Here is a 19,725-nt window from a genome sequence, read left to right as displayed (position 1 = left end):
GGCGAGCAGTTTGTGGCAAGGCTCGCTTTTTTGTCCGGCGTCATCCTCGGCCTTGTGTCGCGGATCTGCTGCCCTATCGACCGAAGGCGGATGCTCGGGACAAGCCCGAGCATGACGAAAGAGGGGTTGGGCGGGCTTTGCCAGCAGTCTGAGCGTGTCCTTTGTGGACATTCTCTGCCGCTTGATGACTCGCTTCAAGCGGCAGCAGCCGTTTGAAATGATCAGTGACAATAACGATAGCCGCCCTTCCTCTCGATGACGTCGAGATGGAAATGGGTCTCGTGGGCGGCGTCGCTTTCGGGGTCGAGCACGGTGGTGAAGTAGAGGCAGCCGGCGGCGCTGACGGTGCGCTGGAAGGCGCCTGTCAGCGTCGGGTCCTCGCGGCGGGAGCGGACGGCGACATCCTCGCCCTTTTCGAAATGGAAGCTTGCAATGTCGATGGCGTTGCCGCGGGCATGTTCGGAGATCTTGCCGGTTTCTGCGCCGTTGCGCAGGCGGCACATATAGGCCGTTGCCTGGTTGATGGTGGTGATGCGACCCTGTTCCGGCAGGGCAGTGGAGGCGGTCGGGATGACGCTTTCCTTCATCCAGCGGGCAAGAGCAAGGGCTGCGGGACAGCGGATCGTCGCCTCCGGTTTCAGTTTGATGCCCGGCAGGGCTTCGGAAACGATGATCGGCTTGTCGATACCGCAGCCGTTGCCGTCATCGATGCGCGGCGCTTCCTTGAAGACGACGCCCAGAGCCTGGAGTGCGGCCGTGCATTCGGCGTGCTCGGTATCGCTTTCGGGTTCGATCGTCAGATGCTGCTCTTCCAGCGTCTGCTTGCCGGGCGGCTTACCTTCTTCCGCCGGCGCCTGCGGGCCTTCGGGGCCGCCCGGCGGCAGCGGCGGACCTTGCATCGGTTTTGCCGGCTCCGGCTTTGCCGGTCCGGCCGGCGGCGCGGGCGGCTGGTCCGGTGTATCAGGCCTCTTCATGTCAGGCTTTGGCTGAGGTGCGGGCACATCCGCAGGCGCGGGCGGCTCAGTCTTATCGGGGAGTGGAGCGGGGCCTGTTGCTTCCCCGGCATCCGGCCGAGGTTGGGGTAAAGGGCCTTGAGGGGGCAGGCGGGCGCCGGCAAGAAAGGCAGTAGCGGCGAGCAGGATCGCCAGTATCGAAAGTTTTCTCAACGCATCCGCTTCCCTGGGTGTCGATGGGAGAGGGATAACGCGCGAGGGCGGGTTTCGTTGCAATTTCGCAACGTCTGGGAAGATCGCTAAAACTTGATGATAATATTCAACATAAATCGACAACTTATGTTGACAATCGTGCTCATGTTTTTTATGCGGCGAAAAGAAGGCGAAATACTGTTTCGTCTTATCCGTAAAAGCCCAGCCAGCCCCTCGAGCGTTCGACGCGCCACGACCAGCCAGCCCGGTAATCATCATGAGAGGGTAGGTTATGATCGTCCGGCATTGGCGCTCGGTTCTATTGGTCTGCACGGCAGCCGCAACTGTTCTTCCTGTTTCGCAATCCTTCGCGCAAAACGCTCCGGCAACGACGGCGGATGACAGCACCGTTCTGCAGAAGATCGTCGTCAAGGGTAAACGCGCCGCACCCGGCAGCGTCGCCGATACGCCGCTTGCGACCGAGATCACCGCCAAGCAGCTGGAAGAGAAGCAGGTCACCAACTTCAGGGATCTCGGGCGGAGTGTGGATGCCGGCGTGAACTATTCGCGCGGCGACGGAGGCTTCAACCTGCGTGGCCTTTCCGGCCCTCGCATCCTGACCACCATCGATGGTATTCCGATCCCCTATGTTTCGAACAGCGCGCGCCAGGGTGCCTTCGCGACGAGCAATGCCAACGGCGGCGGCGACACTTTCGACTTCGATTCGCTATCATCGCTCGATATCGTGCGCGGCGCGGATTCGAGTAAGGGCGGTTCGGGCATGCTCGGCGGCGCCTTCGTTCTCAATACGCTCGAGCCCGAGGATCTGATCCCGGAAGGACGCGATTGGGGCGCGATCGTCAAGTCCACCTATGACAGCGAAGACCGGAGCATTTCCGGCTCCGCAGCCGGCGCCAAGAAGGTCGGGAGCACCTCCATCCTTTTCCAGGGCAGCTACCGCAAGGGGCATGAGCGTGACAACATGGGCGACAACGACAGTTACGGTCGTTTCCGTACAGAGTCGGATCCCGCCGATTTCGATCAGCACAACCTTCTCTTCAAACTGCGCCAGGATCTGGAAGGGGGCCATCGCATCGGCCTGACCGCCGAGCGCTTTCGTCGCGATCTTCAGACCGATCTCCGCGAGCAGCAGGGTACGGGCCGCGCCAATATGATCGGCAATTTCGATGGTCGCGAAATGCGCGACCGCGATCGCGTTTCGCTCGACTATGATTATGAGGCGCAGTCTTCCGACGCATTCTTCAGCAGTGCCCGGGCCACGCTCTATTGGCTGGACCTGAAGAAGGAAGCCGGTAGCAATGGTCGCACCGCCGCCAATGTGCCGTACGGCCGCAATAACGAGATCGAGAATGAAAGCTGGGGCTTCAGCGGAACGGCGACGAAGGATTTCGAATATTCCGGCCTGAACCACTCCGTCCGCATCGGTCTCGATGCGGCAGTTACCAGTTGGAGCCAGTACAGCTTTGGACTTTGCTCGACAACGTGCCCGGCGCTGAACAACCAGGCGGAAGTGCCTGACGTCGACAGCCAGAATCTTGCGCTGACCTTCGAAGACAAGATCGAAATCGGCAATACCGGTTTCGCGCTGACGCCCGGTTTCCGCTTCGACTGGTTCAACTACAATCCCTCGACCGGAGGCGGTTTTGCCACCAATACGGGGCTTTCCCGTTTCGGCGATCTCAGCGACCGAACGGAAGCTGCCATCTCGCCGAAGATCCTTGCAACATACGACCTGACGCCTGATGTGCAGCTTTACGCGCAGCTGGCCGTCGGCTTCCGTGCACCGACCGTGGACGAGCTCTACAGCCGCTTCTACAATCCGACGGGTCGTTATGCCCAGCTCGGCAATCCTGATCTCGAACCGGAAATCGGCCGCGGTATCGAGGTCGGTGCCAATTTTGACACGGGCGATTTTACCGGCAGGGTCGCGGCTTTCCACACCCGCTATCAGAACTTCATCGAAACCGTGACAAGCGTCGACGCGACAGGCTTCACGACGTTCAATTACACGAACGTCTCAGCCGCCACGATCTCGGGTGTTGAAGCAAGCGCGGCCAAAACGTTCAACAACGGCATCAATTTGCATGCGTCGCTTGCCTATGCCTATGGCCGCAACGAAGATACAGACAAATACTTGCGGTCGGTCGCCCCCTTCAAGGCGATCGTCGGCGGCGGCTGGAGCAACGAGAATTTCGGCTTCGACCTGTCTTCGACGCTTTCGGCTGGCATGCCCGACGACGACTCCACCACGACCTTCGATGCGCCGGGTTATGGCATCGTCGACCTGACCGGTTGGTGGACGCCGGAACAGGCGCCGGGGCTGCGCGTGCAGGCTGGCGTCTACAACGTCTTCGACCAGGAGTATTTCAATGCGCTCGCCGTGCGCGACGTCAACCTGACCTCGGTGACGGCGTCCCAGCCGCGTGAGTGGTATTCCGAGCCGGGCCGCACATTCAAGGTGTCGATTACGAAGACCTTCTGACGCCAATCAAGCCTTCGAGGCTGAGGAGGGGCGGCCTTCGGGCCGTCCTTTTCATTCCCATAATCGCCCCTTGCGCGACGGCTGATCTCAGGCTAACAATTTTCTCCATGATCACGTCCTTGAACATTGCTGTTTGGTGGTGGGCTCGCTGAGGCGGCCTCGACCAATCGTGTCCAAAGACGACGACGAGTGAGCCGCCCGAAACTTCGAGGCGGCTTTTTTGTTTTATCGCCGCCCTTTGTCCGGGCCCCGATAACGGAGTGGAACAATGGTAACGATCCTGCGGGATGATGGTGCGGAAATCTACGAGACCAAGGGCGGTATTACCGTTACGCGGCAGCGGCGGGCCATCCCCTATGGCGATGCGGTCTCTTCCTATGTCGACAAGCTTGACGAGCGCCGCGGTGCGGTGTTCTCATCGAATTACGAATATCCGGGCCGTTATACGCGCTGGGATACCGCCGTCGTCGATCCGCCGCTCGGCATCTCCTCCTTCGGGCGCGACGTCTGGATCGAAGCCTATAACGAACGCGGCGAAGTGATCCTCGGCTTCGTCACTGAGCGGCTGAAGACGGTGCCTGAGCTTGTGCTCGGCGCTTCCTCCGCCCGCCGCCTCGACCTCACCGTCAAGACGCCGGACCGGGTATTCACCGAGGAAGAGCGATCGAAGATGCCGACGGTCTTCACCGTGCTGCGCGCCGTCACCGACCTGTTCTATTCACAGGCGGATGCAAGCCTCGGGCTCTATGGCGCCTTCGGCTACGACATCGCCTTCCAGTTCGATGCGATCGATCTGAAGCTGACGCGGCCCTCCGACCAGCGCGACATGGTGCTCTACCTGCCGGACGAGATCCTGGTCGTCGACAATTACGCCGCCAAGGCCTGGATCGACCGCTATGACTTCGAGAAGGGCGGCCTCTCGACCGAAGGCAAGGCCGGGGATATCGCGCCGGAACCCTTCAAGCACACGGACGCCATTCCGCCAAAGAGCGACCATCGGCCGGGCGAATATGCCGAGCTCGTCGTCAAGGCGAAGGAAAGCTTCCGCAAGGGCGACCTCTTCGAAGTCGTGCCGGGGCAGAAGTTCATGGAGCGCTGCGAAAGCAAACCTTCCGACATTTCCAAGCGGCTGAAGGCAATCAATCCGTCGCCCTATTCCTTCTTCATCAATCTCGGCGATCAGGAATATCTGGTCGGCGCCTCGCCCGAAATGTTCGTGCGCGTATCCGGCCGCCGCATCGAGACGTGCCCGATCTCGGGCACGATCAAGCGTGGCGACGATCCGATCGCCGACAGCGAGCAGATCCTGAAGCTCCTGAACTCCAAGAAGGACGAATCCGAGCTCACCATGTGCTCGGACGTCGACCGTAACGACAAGAGCCGTGTGTGCGAACCGGGCTCGGTCAAGGTGATCGGCCGCCGGCAGATCGAGATGTATTCGCGCCTCATCCACACGGTCGACCATATCGAGGGGCGGCTGCGCGACGACATGGACGCCTTCGATGGTTTCCTGAGCCACGCCTGGGCGGTTACCGTCACCGGCGCGCCGAAGCTGTGGGCGATGCGCTTCATCGAGAGCCGTGAAAAGAGCCCGCGCGCATGGTATGGTGGGGCGATCGGCATGGTCGGCTTCAACGGCGACATGAACACCGGCCTGACGCTACGCACCGTGCGCATCAAGGACGGCATCGCCGAAGTGCGCGCCGGTGCGACGCTGCTCAACGATTCCGACCCGCACGAAGAAGAAGCCGAAACCGAATTGAAGGCCTCTGCCATGCTTTCCGCCATTCGAGACGCCAAGACCGGCAATTCCGGCAAGGTCCAGCGCGACGTCGCAAGCGTCGGCAAGGGCGTCAGCATCCTGCTCGTCGACCATGAGGACAGCTTCGTCCACACGCTCGCCAACTATTTCCGCCAGACGGGGGCGACGGTTTCGACCGTGCGCACGCCGGTGCCGGAGGAAATCTTCGACCGGCTGAACCCGGATCTCGTCGTGTTGTCGCCCGGGCCTGGAACGCCCAAGGATTTCGACTGCAAGGCGACAATCAAGAAGGCGCGGGCGCGCAACCTGCCGATCTTCGGCGTCTGCCTCGGCCTGCAGGCGCTTGCCGAAGCCTATGGCGGGGAATTGCGCCATCTGGCGCTGCCGATGCACGGCAAGCCCTCGCGCATCCGCGTGCTGGAGCCGGGCATCGTCTTCTCGGGCCTTGCCAAGGAAGTGACGGTCGGCCGCTACCACTCGATCTTCGCCGATCCCTCGACCCTGCCGCGTGAATTCATCATCACGGCGGAAAGCGAGGACGGGACGATCATGGGCATCGAACATGCCAAGGAGCCGATCGCCGCGGTCCAGTTCCATCCGGAATCGATCATGACGCTCGGCGGCGATGCCGGCATGCGAATGATCGAGAACGTCGTGGCGCATCTGGCGCGCAGGGCGAAGACGAAAGCTGCGTGATGACAGTTCCGCCCCGCCCTTCCTGCTTGCGGGAAGGGCGGGGCGGGCGTTCTGACGGTGGATACGGCGGTTAGCGAAGGAACGGGGACGGCACGGCAGAGTCCGGTTGACTTTATCAGGCAAATCAGAACATTTCAGGAACGATCAACTGGGATACACCGCCGTGGCCAATGCAGAAAAGTTCATTGTTCTTCCCTACCGCAAGAACCGGGGCAATCTCGTTCCCGGTGAAATGCGTCAGGCGTCGAACTCCGTCAGCGCGGAGAAAATCGCCTCGGCGATGGCTGAGCGTTTCGTCGGCGTCGCCGCCTATGCCGTGATCGTCGACGAGGAGACCGGCGACATGTCCTCGCCGCGGCTGCTGGCAAAATACGGCGAGATTGCCGATCTCAACGCCGCCTGAGCCGCGGCTTTCAGTATGGAGACATCGCTCTACCTGCCGGTCAAAGCATTCCTGGAGGCGGCAGGCTACGTCGTGAAGGGCGAAGTTGGCGGATGCGATCTCGTCGGGTTGAGCGATGGCGAGCCACCGGTCGTGGTGGTCTGCGAACTCAAACTCTCCTTCAATCTCGAACTGCTTCTTCAGGCGGTCGATCGAGCGTCGATGAGCGATGAGGTCTGGATTGCGGCCCGTGTCTCCGCCAAGGGTCGCGGACGAGAGGCCGACAAACGCTACCGCGATCTCTGCCGGCGGCTCGGTATCGGCATGCTCGGCGTCTCCGATACCGGCGAAGTCAGCGTCATCGTCAGTTCGGTTTCTCCGATGCCGCGCACCAATCCGAAACGGCGGACGCGTCTTGTCAAGGAGCATCAGCGCCGCCGGGGCGATCCCGCCGTCGGCGGCGGCTCGCGGGCGCCGATCATGACCGCCTATCGCCAGCAGGCGCTGCTTTGCGCCTCAGCACTCGAGCGGGGGCTGGTTCGGCCGCGGGATATGAAGGCGCTTGCACCCAAGGCCGGCCCGATCCTGCGCGACAACGTTTACGGATGGTTCGAGCGTAAAGAGAAGGGCGTATACGCACTGACGCCTGCGGGGCAGGCGGCGCTTCTGCGTTGGCCGCAGCCTGTTTTCTCCGAGCCCGCTCTGTGAGCCATGGGGCGTTTCATTCCCCTTTGACAAATCGGTCATCTTCCCCCATATCACCTTCAACTGAGCCGCCTGCGCGACATTCGCGTGGGCGGTTTTGCGTTTCAACGGCTTGAATTCTGCAATTCATTCGCAACCGCAGGGGAACGATATGAGTGACAACGGCGATCTTACGGTTCGTAAGCTGGCGATGTGGGGGATTCCGCTGTCGCTCGGCGTCATGGGCTTGAAGATGGTGGCCTGGTGGGTCACCGGCTCGGTGGCGCTGCTGTCGGACGGGCTCGAATCGACGGTCAATGTCGTTGCCGCCTTCATCGCCTTCTTCGTCATCCGCTATGCGCAGAAGCCGGCCGATCACGACCATCCCTTCGGTCATCACAAGGCGGAATATCTCTCTGCCGTCACCGAGGGCGTGCTGATCGTCGTCGCCGCACTGCTGATCGTCAACGAGGCGATCGGTTATCTCGCCGAGCCGCGCATGCTCGATGCGCCGGTGCTCGGCCTTGCGATCAATTTCGCAGCCGGCGTCATCAATGCGCTCTGGGCGCGGCTGCTGATCCAGACCGGGCGCAAACACCGCTCGGCGGCGCTGGCGGCGGACGGCCAGCATATCATGTCCGATGTGGTGACCTCCGTCGGCGTGCTCGTCGGCTTGCTGCTGGCGCTGGCGACCGGTTATGCGATCTTCGACCCGGTGCTTGCCATCCTCGTTGCCATCAATATCCTCTATCAGGGCTGGAAGGTGATCTCGCAATCGATCGGCGGGCTGATGGACCAGGCGGTCGAACCGCAGGAAGAGGAGGCGATCAAGCAGGCGATCGCCACCCATGCGGCTGGCTCGATCGGCGTGCATGACCTGAAGACGAGGCGGGCGGGCACCGTCACCTTTATCGATTTTCACATGGTGGTGCCGGGAGCTATGTCCGTGCGGCAGGCACATGATATATGCGACCGCCTTGAGGATGCCATCAGGGCGGTGCATGAGGGCGCCAAAATTGCCATTCATGTGGAGCCGGAGGGCGAAAAAGCCCATGGAATCCGCGTCAAAGTCGTCAAGGAGGCATGATGCCGAATACAGATGTTTCCAGCCTGTCGATGCTGGGTCAGCAGACCGAAACCGCCAAATCGCCTGAGGAGGCGGTGCTTGAGAAGGTGCCGTCCAATCATGCCGGCACCGATTATGTCGTGCGCTTCACCGCGCCGGAATTCACCTCGCTTTGCCCGATGACCGGGCAGCCGGATTTCGCCCATATCGTCATCGACTATATTCCGGGCGAATGGCTGGTGGAATCGAAGTCGCTGAAGCTCTTCCTGCATTCCTTCCGCAACCACGGCGCCTTCCACGAGGATTGCTCGATCTACATCGCCAAGCGCATCGTCGAGCTGCTCGATCCGAAGTGGCTGAGGATCGGCGCCTACTGGTATCCGCGCGGCGGCATTCCGATCGACGTCTTCTGGCAGACAGGCAAACCGCCGGAAGGCGTGTGGCTGCCGGAGCAAGGCGTCGCCACCTATCGCGGGCGTGGGTGAGGAGCGGTCGGGCGCAGCCCGAGCAATCGATCCAGTGAATCGATTGCAGCGACGAACGCCCTGAGCCAAAGCGAAGGGCCGGGCAACGGTGCGGCATGTAAAAACAACTGCCGCCCTTTCCTTGGCCCTTAAACCTCAAACGTCCGTGACGTCGTCGCCGGACGAGTCGTCGCTGTAATCGTCGCTGTCGTCGTAATCGGCCTGCTGCACGTTGGCGTTATCGTTGTCATCGGCAGCGTTGTCGGAGGCCTGGCGCGTACCGTCGTTGCCATAATAGTTGTTGATGACGGTTTCTTCGGTGGGGGCGCTGGCATTACCAAAGGGGTTGGCGCCGAAGGGCGAGCCCCAGCCGAGCGAGGACATGTGGTTGCCGAAGATGCCGCTCAGCGAATTGGCAAGCAGCATGCCGCCGGCAACGCCCGCCGCCGTGCCGAGCGCACCGCGCAGGAAGCTACCGCCGGCCGAGGGGGCGGAGGCCTGCGGGCTCCAGGGACCCGTCGGCTGCTGCGGCATCTGGCGGACGTCGCGGTCGTAGCCGCGGGAATCGTCATAGCCGCGGGAGGGCTGGCCCCAGGGGCCGGGGTTGGAGGGCACAGGCGCGGGCTGCTGCGTCTGCGTATTGCCGAAGATCGAACTCAGGAAACCGCCACCCTGTTCGGCCTGGCGGTGATCGCTCGCGCCGGCTTCCAACTGGCGCAGGCGCTCCTCGAGTTCCTTGATATGATTGGCGGCTGCTTCCAGCCCTTTTTCCTGAACGATGACGGCCTGGGCCAGATAATAGGTGGCCGATGGCTGCTCGCGCGTCGCCTGGTCGATTAGGGCTTCGGCGTCACGGTCGCGCGGCTGGGCCGCTGCCGTGCGCACGCGGTCGAAGAGGGTGGTCAGCAATTGGCGTTCTTCCGGTGACATGTCCTGTCTCCTGTTGATCTCGTATGGCAGTTGCCACGTGAGGGGTGAGGTAGGAACCGATTCTGGCTTTTCAAAGCCTTTCATCGTTACATTTCAGTAAGGCTTGCAGAACGGCGCGCGGCTTCTTAAGGATATCTCCACCGCTTCGGTGCCTTGTGTTTTTCCCGCATTGTTTTAGGCATTGAGTCGCACTATGTGCGAGGAACCCGAATTCATCTCCGAGAGGTTCGAATGAACGACGAAGAACAAGACGACAAGACGAAGGAACTGCCGCTCGGCAAGGAAACGGAGGCGAATCTTTTCAAGTCGCGTTCGATCTTCATTTATGGGCCGATCAACCAGGAACTGGCGCAGAAGGTCTGCTCGCAGCTCGTGGCGCTTGCCGCGGCCAGCGACGAAGACATCCGCATCTATGTCAATTCGCCCGGCGGCCACGTCGAATCCGGCGATTCCATCCATGACATGATCAAGTTCATCAAGCCGAAGGTCTGGATGATCGGTACGGGTTGGGTCGCCTCGGCCGGCGCGCTTATCTATGTCGCCGTTCCGAAGGAGCGGCGTCTGTGCCTGCCGAACACGCGCTTCCTGCTGCATCAACCCTCGGGCGGCACGCGCGGCATGGCGTCCGACATCGAGATCCAGGCGCGCGAGATCATCAAGATGAACGAGCGCCTGAACAGGATCATGGCTACGGCCACCGGCCAGCCGCTCGACAAGATCGCCAAGGATACGGATCGTGACTACTGGCTTTCGGCCGAAGAGGCGAAGGACTACGGCCTCGTTTCGCGGATCGTGACGTCGCAGTCCGATATCTGAGTTTTCTCAGTCGAAGCTACCGAATACCGCCCTTGCCTGCCGACCGCAGGCAAGGGCGCTTTGTTTTCGGATGATGCTTGCCATCATCCATCGGCGAGGGCTGGACCGAAAGGGCTGATTCCGGGCTTGCGCGGGCGGCAATGGTCATGCTCCATGCGCCATTCCCGCAGCAGCGAGTCCGGCCATGCTCAAAGATTTTTCCGTCCAGGCCCTGTTCATGGGCCTGCTCACCGCTTTCGTCGGTTTCGCCAGTTCCTTCGCCGTCGTGCTGCATGGTCTGCAGGCGGTGGGTGCGACGGACGCGCAGGCGGCCTCGGGATTGATGGCCCTGTCGATCTCCATGGGTATCTGCGCGGTCGTGCTGAGCGCCGTCACCCGATTGCCGATCAGCATCGCCTGGTCGACGCCGGGTGCGGCGCTGCTCGCAAGCACCGGCGCGATCGAGGGCGGTTTCAATGCGGCAGTCGGGGCATTCCTGGTCTGTGCCGGGCTGATCGTCATCGCCGGACTGTTCAAGCCGCTCGGACGGGCGGTCGCCGCCATTCCGGCGCCGCTCGCCAATGCGATGCTCGCCGGCGTGCTAATCGGCCTCTGCTTTGCGCCGGTGAAGGCGATCGGCTTCAATCCGCTGTTCGGGCTGCCGATCGTCATTTCCTGGATTGTCGTCGGCGCCTTCAAGCGGCTCTGGGCGGTGCCGGCGGCACTTGCAGCCTTCGTGCTGGTGCTTGCCTTCGGCGTCGATATTCCCGACGGCGCCTTCGTCTCGCTCGAACAATCGCTGGTGCCGGCGGCGGAAATCGTCCGGCCGGTGTTCAACTTTGCCGCTTTCATCTCAATCGCGCTGCCGCTCTTCATCGTCACCATGGCCTCGCAGAACATTCCCGGCATCGCTGTTCTCAAGGTCAATCTTTACGATCCCAAGCCCGGGCCGCTCTTTGCCGTCACCGGCTTTTTCTCGCTGCTGGCAGCACCCTTCGGCGGCCACGCCGTCAATCTGGCGGCGATCACCGCGGCGATGTGCGCGGGTCACGATGCGCATGCCGAGCCGAAGCGGCGCTATTGGGCATCGCTGATCGCCGGTGTCGGTTACATCATCCTCGGGCTGCTGGCCGGCGCGGTGACGGCCTTCGTCGCCTTGGCGCCTCCCATCCTGATCGAGGCGGTGGCGGGACTGGCGCTGGTCGGCGCCTTCTCATCCTCTGCGATGTCGGCCTTTCAGGCGCCGGAATCGCGCGAGGCGGCGGCGATCACCTTCCTCGTCACCGCATCCGGTGTTTCCTTCGGCGGCATCTCGGGCGCTTTCTGGGGATTGATCGCGGGCGGGCTGATGCTCGCGCTGTCGCAGTTGGTCAAGCTGGCGAAAGGCCCGGCTCCGTCGAAGTAACGGAAGGCCGGCGCGCCGAGGGCTTGCCAGTTCCGCCGCCCAAGGTTATAAGCGCGGTCATGAAGACCACTGGCGCCAAGATTTCCAACAGCATTGCACGCGGCCGTATCGCCTTGCGTGACAATACGCGCGCCCTGACCTCGCTTCTTCTCCTCGGCCTTACGCGCGGTTGCCGGGTCCTTTGAGGAGCGCCCGGCGGCCGAAAGCCCGCCCGGCCATCGCTCCTCGCGACTCATTTTCAAAATTGACCTAACGACCGACGAAGGTCCGCATTTGTTTATCGCCAAGCCCGATGCGATCGGCTAAGAGGCGAGGCAAATGCCGGGACGAGGAGACAAGACAATGGACAACACGACCAACCGGTCCTCCGAAAACGCTTCCGCCAAGGGCATGCCCGACGCCGCGGTGAAATACCGGCCCTATCCGCAGGTGAACATTCCCGACCGCACCTGGCCGACCAAGACCATCACCAAGGCGCCGGTCTGGTGCTCGGTCGACTTGCGCGACGGCAACCAGGCGCTCGTCGACCCGATGGGCCACGACCGCAAGGCCCGCATGTTCCAGCTGCTGCTCGAGATGGGCTTCAAGGAAATCGAGATCGGCTTCCCCTCCGCCTCGCAGACGGATTTCGATTTCGCCCGCTGGTGCGTGGAGGAGGGCAACGTGCCCGCCGACGTCTCCCTGCAGGTGTTGGTGCAGTGCCGTCCCGAGCTCATCACCCGCACCTTCGAAGCGCTGGAAGGCGCAAACCGGCCGATCGTGCATTTCTACAATTCGACCAGCGAGCTGCAGCGCCGCGTCGTTTTCGCCAAGGATGTGCAGGGCATCAAGCAGATCGCCGTCGATGCCGCGAAGATGATCACGGACATGGCTGCCAGAGCAGGCGGCGGCTACCGCTTCGAATATTCGCCCGAGAGCTTCACCGGCACCGAGCTGGAAGTGGCGCTGGAGATCTGCAACGCCGTTATCGAGGTCGTCAAGCCGACGCCCGACAACAAGCTGATCATCAACCTGCCGTCCACCGTCGAGATGGCGACGCCGAACGTCTATGCCGACCAGATCGAATGGATGTGCCGCAACCTCGACAATCGCGAGAACCTGATCGTCTCGCTGCACCCGCACAACGACCGCGGCACCGGCATTGCCGCTGCCGAACTGGCCTTGCTGGCGGGCGCCGACCGCGTCGAAGGCACGCTCTTTGGCAATGGCGAGCGCACCGGCAATGTCGACGTCGTCACCATGGCGCTCAACATGTTCACGCAAGGGGTCGATCCAGGGATCGATTGCTCTGATATCGAGCACATCAAGGACGTGTTCGAATATTCGAACCAGATGGCGATTGCAGAGCGCCACCCCTATGTCGGCGAACTGGTCTATACGGCTTTCTCCGGCTCGCATCAGGATGCGATCAACAAGGGCATGAAGGCCGCGCAGGTCGCCAACCATCCCGTCTGGGAAGTGCCCTACCTGCCGATCGATCCGCGTGACGTCGGCCGTTCCTACGAGGCGATCATCCGCATCAACTCGCAGTCCGGCAAGGGCGGAATCGCCTATATCCTGCAGCAGGATTATGGGCTGAACCTGCCGCGCAACCTGCAGGTCGAGTTCCGCGAGGACATCCAGCGCATCACCGACGTGGAGGGCAAGGAGCTTCCCTCGAAGCGTATCCATGACCGCTTCATCGAGCGCTACGTGACCCAGCCGGATGCCCGTCTCAAGTTCATCGACCACCACACCTATCCGGACACCGAGCGCAAGGGCCAGCGGATCGTTGCGGCCGAGATCACCGACAATGGCGAGATCAAGCGCATCGAAGGGCGCGGCAACGGCCCGATCGACGGCTTCATCAACGCTCTGTCGCATTATCTCGGCATCGAGATGTCGGTCGAGGACTACTCCGAGCATTCGCTGCAGCACGGCTCCAACGCAGCGGCGATCTCCTATGTCGAAACGTCCTATCCGGGCGGCAAGCTCTTCGGCGCCGGCATCAATACCAACATCGTCGCAGCATCGCTGGAGGCGATCGTCTCGGCCGCCAATCGCGTGCTCGACGTGAAGGCCGGCAAGGCCTGATATCGGAAAGTCTCAGGCCGCGATCGCCTTGGTGCGGCCTGATGATGCCGTCTTCGCTGTACGCTAGCGAAACGCAATGAAGGGCGTGCCGTGCGGCCCCCTCATCCGCCCTACGGGCACCTTCTCCCCGAGGGGAGAAGAGGAGAGCAAGCCTTTTGCCCTGACTTCTTGCTGTCGAGGCTTTAGGGGCGAGACGTTGCCGCATGTCTCTTCTCCCCTCGGGGAGAAGGTGCCGGCAGGAGGATGAGGGGGCTGCCAGTGCCGATGGCCACTTTCCATCCTCCCGCTTCCGTTCCGTCGGCGCGTCAACGTCGGCAAAAGCGCGTCGATCGCATATGTCAGATCGCTGTCGCGATCTCCATGGCGAGCTGGCCGAGCGTGGCCTCGGAGGAAGGGCCGGCGAGTACATAGGAAGTGCCGGCGTTGTGCCAGGTCACGAGGCCGATCTCGTCCTTGATCGTTTCCTTGAAGTCGTCGGTCTCCGGCGGCTGCGCATCCTTGCGGAAGCAGATGGAGATGATGTCGCCGTCATTGTTGGAATAGACGAGCTGGCCGACAGGGCGGCTGTCGCCGAGGATGACGCGCGCGCCCTGGAAGGTCCAGGATTCTGCGGAAAGATCGGGCACGCGGAAGGGCACGCCGATTGCAGTCGTCAACCAGCTGGAGATTTCCTCGGCCTGCGAGGCGGGCACTTCGACGAGATGGCGGGGCTGGCGCATCAGCAGGCGCTGATAAGCGGTGACATCCCCCAGCCAGTCGCTGGTATTGGCGGGCGCCGTGGTGGCGGTCGTGGTGGCGATCTCGTCGGCATCCGGGCTGTTGCCGACGAAATAGCCGATGCCGCAGCCGACGACAAAGAGGATGAGGGCAGCGGCCAGCGCCTGTGGACCGCTCGGCGCCAGTTTCACCTGCGGGCGCGTGGCGCGCTGGGCAATCGGCGTCTTCGGCGGCTGCGTGCTCTTGATGGAGCGGACGAGGGAGAGCGGCACCGGCTCCTTCAGGACATCGTCAAGGCGGCGGCGGCCGAAATCGGCGCCGTGCCGCAGTTTTTCATGCAGCCGGCGCGCATTCTCGTCGCTTGCCAGGCGCTGCTCCAGTTCATGACGCTGTTCGGGCGAGACTTCGCCGTCGAGAAGGGCGGTGAGCTGGGCTTCGAGCGGCAATTTCCTGAGATCGAGCAAATTCAGTACCTGTGGATCGGGTGGGAGCCGGCGAGCCCGGCAAAATGCAGCCTTGCGGTGGCGAGCTGGGAGACGACGCTTGCCGCGGGAATGCCCATGATGTCTGCGGCCTGCTGGTAGCTGTGGCCTTCGACGTCGACGAGCAGGAAAATCGAGGAAACGCCGTCCGGCATCTCGGCGATCATGCGATGGATGACATCGGGATCGGCCGCGGCAGAGCGTTCGCGCGCAGCCTCTCTGATATCGGTGACGTTGCTGCGGGCCGACGCCTTCGGCTTGCGCTTGCGGCTGTCGTCGGCCCATTGCTGGCGGGCGAGCGTATAGATCCAGCTTTCCAGCCGGCCTTCGCCGTTCCACTGGTGTCCTTTGGTGATGGCGCGCTGACAGATGGCCTGGACCAGTTCGTCGGCCACCGCAACATCACCCGCGAGCGTAATCGCGAAGCGGCGAAGGCGGGGCAGAAGGCCGACGAGGTCACGCCGGAGATCGATGGTCGTTGCGGGCTGACGCATTGTCTATCCAAGAAGCATTCACAATGGTTTCGCGGACGAAGGTTTCGCTGTCGGGCGCGAAGCCGACTTTAACGGCGCCGACGATGCATGCGCTTTATGAAACAAGTCTCCTGTACTGTGCAAGCATCCGGTCGTCTTCATCCCCCCTTTCTCAAGGGATTTTCGTAGCGTAGCCCACAAAGCTTGCTTCAATATGTCCTGTATCCGTTCAAGCTTTGCAGCAGAGCGCGATAGGCCCAGGTGCCTTCGCCGCCGCGATCGCGGATTTCGACGAGCTGGACGCGGGCGCCCTGAATGTCTCCCTGTTCCACCAGCGCCATGCCCATGTAGGAGCGTGCGAGGATGTAGTTCTCATCCGCCTGCAGCGCCTTGCGATAATAGGACATGCCGAGTTCCATGCGGCCGGCCTTGCGGTTGGCATAGCCGAGGTAGTTCAGGATGCGCGGGTCGTTCTGGTTGCTGGCGAGGTTGAGCACGGTGATGGCGTTCTCATACTGGCCGGCATAGGCGAATTCGCGAGCGAACTTGTAAAGATCGTCGTCGTTGAAGCTGCTCTTCTTCGGGGTGACGCATTCCTTCTTCGCCTTGTCCCAGACCTTGCCACCGGTGCAGGTCTTGGTCGTCTGGGTCTTCGGCGGCGGATTGGTATCGTCGTTGTTGTCACCGACCGCGAAAGCGGCCGTTGCGATGCCGACGGCAAAGCCGGCAACGAGCGAAATTCTGCACATGCGATGGAAGGGGGAAGTCATTGGCGGCTCCGTTCTGAGGCGATGCAGTTATCCGGAGTGTACGCTTAACGCCAAAAATACCAAGGGGGTAAGCGGCCTCCACGGCAAATGTTGCGGGGACGGCTCGATGTCTTCACAGACCGATTGAAGCGCTGGATAAAGACGGTTCGGAGAGAAGGCTAACGTACGAAAATATTGGCGCTTTCCGGCATGACAGCATCGCCGGCCCTGTTCACGCTGAAGCGCTCGCCGGTGAGCTCCCAGGCGCCGGGAGAGCCGTCGATCGAGAAGAGGTTGTAGGCGGCGGGCGGCTTGATGCTGCCCGGTCCCTGCGAGGCCGACGCGATGCCGACGACCGGCACCGGCTGCACCTGGCCGCGCAGCCAGTGCAGCGTGTTGAGATGCGTGTGGCCGTGCAGCACGAGCTCGGCGCCGCCGGTGGAAATCACGGCGGCGAAACGGCGAATGCCGATCATGCGCTTGTAGAAGGCGGTGGCGCCGCGGATCGGCGGATGGTGGATCATGACGACGCGGAAGAGGCCAGCCTCACCGGCCGCGCGCAGCATGTTCACCGTGTCGCGGGCCTGGCGCGCGCCGAAAAAGCCGGAGGCGGCAAAGGGAGGGGTGGCGACCGCCGTCGAGCAGCCGACGATCGCGACTTTGCCGCGGATGCGCAGATAGGGGAAGATGTGGCGGTCTTCCTGCCATTGCGGCGGGGAAAGATCGCCGCGGACATAATCGTACCACGCGCGCATCGACTTTTCGTAGGCGCCGGGCACATAGGCGTCGTGATTGCCGGGAACGACGGAGGTGTCGGCGGGATCGCCGAGTTCGCGCAGCCATGCGGCGGCGGCACGGATCTCGATGCCGCTCGCCAGATTGACGAGATCGCCGGTGACGGCCAGGTGATCGGCCTGATGGGCGCGGATGTCGTCTAGCAATAGATCCAGCGTGCTGCCGAAAAGGTGCTTGCGTCGATTTCGATGCCAGTTCACAAAGCCGGTTATGCGTTTTGAAAACAGCTCTTGAACGGAAAGACGGGGCAGAGGTCCGAGGTGGACGTCGGAAATATGCGCGAGCTTGAACATTCTACGAGACATAGACCAGCTTATTGACAAATCAAACACATCCGGCGTGATGAATAGCCGAAACGGAGCAACGGTGGATAAAGAGAAGCGGCCCCTTCACATCAGGGCGGCCCTGCGCCTCCTGCATGTCTATTTCTCCTTCGCCCGCGGCATGACGATGGGCGTCAGGGCCGCCTGCTTCGATGCCGAGGGGCGGATTTTCCTCGTGCGCCATAGCTATGTCGGCGGCTGGCATATGCCGGGCGGCGGGTTGGAGCGCAACGAGACGGTCGCGGAAGCGCTGGCCAAGGAGCTGCGCGAGGAGGGCAACCTCAGGATCATCGGCAAGCCGCAGCTGATCCAGGTCTATTTCAATACCTCGACCACAAGCCGCGACCATGTCGTGTTCTACCGGGCGACCGTCGAGCAGACGGCGCCGCGACCGCCGGACTGGGAAATTTCCGACAGCGGCTTCTTCTCTCTCGACAGCCTGCCCGCGGGCACGACCGAGGCGACGCATCGCCGCCTCGCCGAGCTTCGCGGCGAGCAGGAGCCCGACCACCGCTGGTGAGAAGCTTCAGGCGGCATTCAGCCTGGCGCGGCCATGTGGGCTGTCGAGATCGAGCGCCGGGCCGACGGGGACGATGCCGGTCGGGTTGATCGTCTTGTGGCTGCGGTAATAGTGCTGCTTGATGTGCTTCAGATTTACCGTCTCGGCAATGCCTGCCGTCTGATAGAGATCGCGGAGATAGCCCGCCAGGTTGCGGTAATCGGCGATGCGGCGGATGTTGCACTTGAAATGGCCGACATAGACGGGATCGAAGCGCACCAGCGTGGTGAAGAGGCGCCAGTCGGCCTCGGTCAACCTGTCGCCGACGAGGTAGCGGCTCTTGCCCAGGCGTTCGTCGAGCATATCGAGCGTTTCGAACAGCTTGCCGACATTTTCCTGATAGGCTTCCTGGGTGGTGGCAAAGCCCGCCTTGTAGACGCCGTTGTTGACGTTGTCGTAGACGGTGGCGTTCAGCGCGTCGATTTCGGCGCTGATATCCTCAGGGTAAAAATCGGCCTTCGAACCCGTCAGCCCGTCGAAGGCGCTGTTGAACATGCGGATGATCTCGGCGGATTCGTTGTTGACGATCATGCCTGACTTCTTGTCCCAAAGGACGGGAACGGTCACGCGGCCGGAATAATGCGGATCGGCCTTGACGTAGATCTGCCAGAGGGTGGCGGCGCCGAAGAGATGGTCGCTGGTGGCGCCATCGCCGATCCCGAACTCCCAGCCGTTTTCGAACATCAGCGGGTCGACGACGGAGACCGAAATCAGGTCTTCCAGCTTCTTCAGCTTGCGGAAGATCAGCGTGCGATGCGCCCAGGGGCAGGCGAGCGAGACATAGAGATGGTAACGCCCGGCTTCGGCCTTGAATCCACCGCTGCCGGAAGGGCCGGCTTCGCCGTCCTGCGTCACCCAGTTGCGGAACTGCGAGGGCTGCCGCTTGAATTGGCCCTTGCTCTCCTTCGTGTCGTACCAAATGTCATGCCAGACGCCGTCCACCAGCATTCCCATGATCTTCATTTCCTTGATTTGCGTTTGGGGATCGAAGTTAGCTGAGATAGCGGGGCTTTGCAGGCGGTAAAGATTGAACAGTGCGTCACGCCTGGCAAAAATGTATTTTGCGTTGGACGGCAGAAATTTTTCCTGCTATCGGCGTTTTCACGATTTGAGAGACTCCGGCCTGATGTTCATTTCCAGAAACCCGCGACGACGCTGATGCTCCCGAACGCCCAAGGCGTGTTCGAGACCCATCAATCTGTCCATCCGGTTTCTGTCATCATGTACAAGCACGATCTCGTCTACCTCACAGAAGACGCGTCTCATGACGCCGCCATCGAACACATCAACGAGGAAGCTTTCGGTCCGGGCCGCTTCACGCGCGCTGCCGCACGCATCCGCGAGCAGGGGCCGCACGATCTTTCGCTCTCCTTCATCTGCACCGACAATGGCGAAACGATCGCGTCGGTGCGCATGACACCGGTGCTTGCCGGAACGGTGAAGGGGCATCTGCTCGGCCCGCTCGCCGTCCGCCCCTCCCACAAGAACATCGGCATTGGCCGGGAACTGGTGCGGATCGCGGTGGAGGCGGCAAGACGCAAGGGCTCCGAAGCCGTCATCCTCGTCGGCGACCCGCCTTATTACGGTCCGCTCGGCTTCGAGAAGGTCGCCTACAACGCGCTTTGCTTTCCGGGTCCCGTCGATCCCGGCCGCGTGCTCGTCGTTCCGATCGCCGAGGGCGTGCCCGAGCGGCTGAAGGGCACGATCGCCTGGCGGGAGTGA

Annotated in this window: 17 protein-coding genes and 1 pseudogene; 11 read left to right on the top strand and 7 right to left on the bottom strand. The window is 62.2% G+C overall.

All coding sequences use genetic code 11. The features are described from left to right. Positions 1–221: 221 nt before the first annotated feature. Entirely contained in the window at positions 222–1,229 is a 1,008-nt protein-coding gene (locus EFB14_RS02465) for an extensin-like domain-containing protein (RefSeq protein WP_376772330.1), read from the bottom strand. Positions 1,230–1,437: 208 nt separating this feature from the next. Between EFB14_RS02465 and EFB14_RS02460 the strand changes: the two genes are divergently transcribed. The 6 genes from EFB14_RS02460 (at position 1,438) to queF (ending at position 8,723) form a co-directional block, all read left to right on the top strand. After that, entirely contained in the window at positions 1,438–3,648 is a 2,211-nt protein-coding gene (locus EFB14_RS02460) for a TonB-dependent hemoglobin/transferrin/lactoferrin family receptor (RefSeq protein WP_126822387.1), read from the top strand. A 268-nt stretch (positions 3,649–3,916) separates the two neighbouring features. Next, a complete protein-coding gene (locus EFB14_RS02455) occupies positions 3,917–6,106 on the top strand; it encodes an anthranilate synthase (RefSeq protein ID WP_126822385.1) in 2,190 nt (729 codons plus the stop codon). A 163-nt stretch (positions 6,107–6,269) separates the two neighbouring features. After that, positions 6,270–6,509 (top strand): hypothetical protein, encoded by a 240-nt coding sequence (locus EFB14_RS02450; protein ID WP_125847391.1) that lies wholly within the window; start codon positions 6,270–6,272, stop codon positions 6,507–6,509. A 15-nt stretch (positions 6,510–6,524) separates the two neighbouring features. Then, positions 6,525–7,196: a DUF2161 domain-containing phosphodiesterase gene (locus EFB14_RS02445; protein ID WP_126822383.1), complete on the top strand. Its 672-nt coding sequence runs from the start codon at positions 6,525–6,527 to the stop codon at positions 7,194–7,196. 148 nt (positions 7,197–7,344) lie between these two features. Further along, positions 7,345–8,259, top strand: a complete 915-nt coding sequence (emfA, locus tag EFB14_RS02440; RefSeq protein WP_126822381.1) for a CDF family cation efflux transporter EmfA — start codon at positions 7,345–7,347, stop codon at positions 8,257–8,259. Then, a complete protein-coding gene (gene queF, locus EFB14_RS02435; RefSeq protein ID WP_008530693.1) occupies positions 8,259–8,723 on the top strand; it encodes a preQ(1) synthase in 465 nt (154 codons plus the stop codon). Before emfA ends, queF begins: the two co-directional genes overlap by 1 nt. A 135-nt stretch (positions 8,724–8,858) precedes the next feature. On the opposite strand, the gene EFB14_RS02430 is transcribed toward queF, so the two are convergent. Beyond that, the gene (locus EFB14_RS02430) at positions 8,859–9,632 is read right to left on the bottom strand and encodes a DUF2076 domain-containing protein (RefSeq protein WP_126822379.1); all 774 of its coding nucleotides are present in this window, start codon (positions 9,630–9,632) and stop codon (positions 8,859–8,861) included. Between the two features lie 231 nt (positions 9,633–9,863). On the opposite strand from EFB14_RS02430, the gene EFB14_RS02425 reads away from it, so the two are divergent. The 3 genes and pseudogenes from EFB14_RS02425 to leuA all read left to right on the top strand — a co-directional run bounded on the left by EFB14_RS02425 (position 9,864) and on the right by leuA (position 13,905). After that, on the top strand, positions 9,864–10,448 hold the full coding sequence (locus EFB14_RS02425) for an ATP-dependent Clp protease proteolytic subunit (protein WP_125847383.1): 585 nt from the start codon (positions 9,864–9,866) through the stop codon (positions 10,446–10,448). A 153-nt stretch (positions 10,449–10,601) separates the two neighbouring features. Then, positions 10,602–11,832, top strand: a pseudogene (locus EFB14_RS02420) (benzoate/H(+) symporter BenE family transporter). Between the two features lie 342 nt (positions 11,833–12,174). Next, complete coding sequence (gene leuA / locus EFB14_RS02415) at positions 12,175–13,905, top strand: 2-isopropylmalate synthase (RefSeq protein WP_126822375.1); 1,731 nt, start codon at positions 12,175–12,177, stop codon at positions 13,903–13,905. A 338-nt stretch (positions 13,906–14,243) separates the two neighbouring features. On the opposite strand, the gene EFB14_RS02410 is transcribed toward leuA, so the two are convergent. From EFB14_RS02410 to EFB14_RS02395, 4 genes are all read right to left on the bottom strand, one after another. Beyond that, positions 14,244–15,086, bottom strand: a complete 843-nt coding sequence (locus EFB14_RS02410) for an anti-sigma factor family protein (protein WP_126822373.1) — start codon at positions 15,084–15,086, stop codon at positions 14,244–14,246. A 2-nt stretch (positions 15,087–15,088) separates the two neighbouring features. After that, positions 15,089–15,598, bottom strand: a complete 510-nt coding sequence (locus EFB14_RS02405; protein ID WP_125847375.1) for an RNA polymerase sigma factor — start codon at positions 15,596–15,598, stop codon at positions 15,089–15,091. A gap of 188 nt (positions 15,599–15,786) precedes the next feature. After that, positions 15,787–16,347: a tetratricopeptide repeat protein gene (locus EFB14_RS02400; protein ID WP_125847373.1), complete on the bottom strand. Its 561-nt coding sequence runs from the start codon at positions 16,345–16,347 to the stop codon at positions 15,787–15,789. Between the two features lie 158 nt (positions 16,348–16,505). Beyond that, a complete protein-coding gene (locus tag EFB14_RS02395; protein ID WP_126822617.1) occupies positions 16,506–17,414 on the bottom strand; it encodes a metallophosphoesterase family protein in 909 nt (302 codons plus the stop codon). A gap of 73 nt (positions 17,415–17,487) precedes the next feature. Between EFB14_RS02395 and EFB14_RS02390 the strand changes: the two genes are divergently transcribed. Continuing rightward, complete coding sequence (locus EFB14_RS02390) at positions 17,488–17,964, top strand: NUDIX domain-containing protein (RefSeq protein WP_126822371.1); 477 nt, start codon at positions 17,488–17,490, stop codon at positions 17,962–17,964. 6 nt (positions 17,965–17,970) lie between these two features. On the opposite strand, the gene EFB14_RS02385 is transcribed toward EFB14_RS02390, so the two are convergent. Then, the gene (locus EFB14_RS02385; RefSeq protein WP_126822369.1) at positions 17,971–18,957 is read right to left on the bottom strand and encodes a glutathione S-transferase family protein; all 987 of its coding nucleotides are present in this window, start codon (positions 18,955–18,957) and stop codon (positions 17,971–17,973) included. 204 nt (positions 18,958–19,161) lie between these two features. Here EFB14_RS02385 and EFB14_RS02380 point away from each other — a divergent pair, with 204 nt between their 5' ends. Then, on the top strand, positions 19,162–19,725 hold the full coding sequence (locus EFB14_RS02380; protein WP_126822367.1) for a GNAT family N-acetyltransferase: 564 nt from the start codon (positions 19,162–19,164) through the stop codon (positions 19,723–19,725).

Source organism: Rhizobium fabae, from assembly GCF_003985135.1.
GTDB classification, from domain to species: Bacteria; Pseudomonadota; Alphaproteobacteria; order Rhizobiales; family Rhizobiaceae; genus Rhizobium; species Rhizobium pisi.
This window is presented reverse-complemented; position numbering and strand designations above follow the sequence as displayed.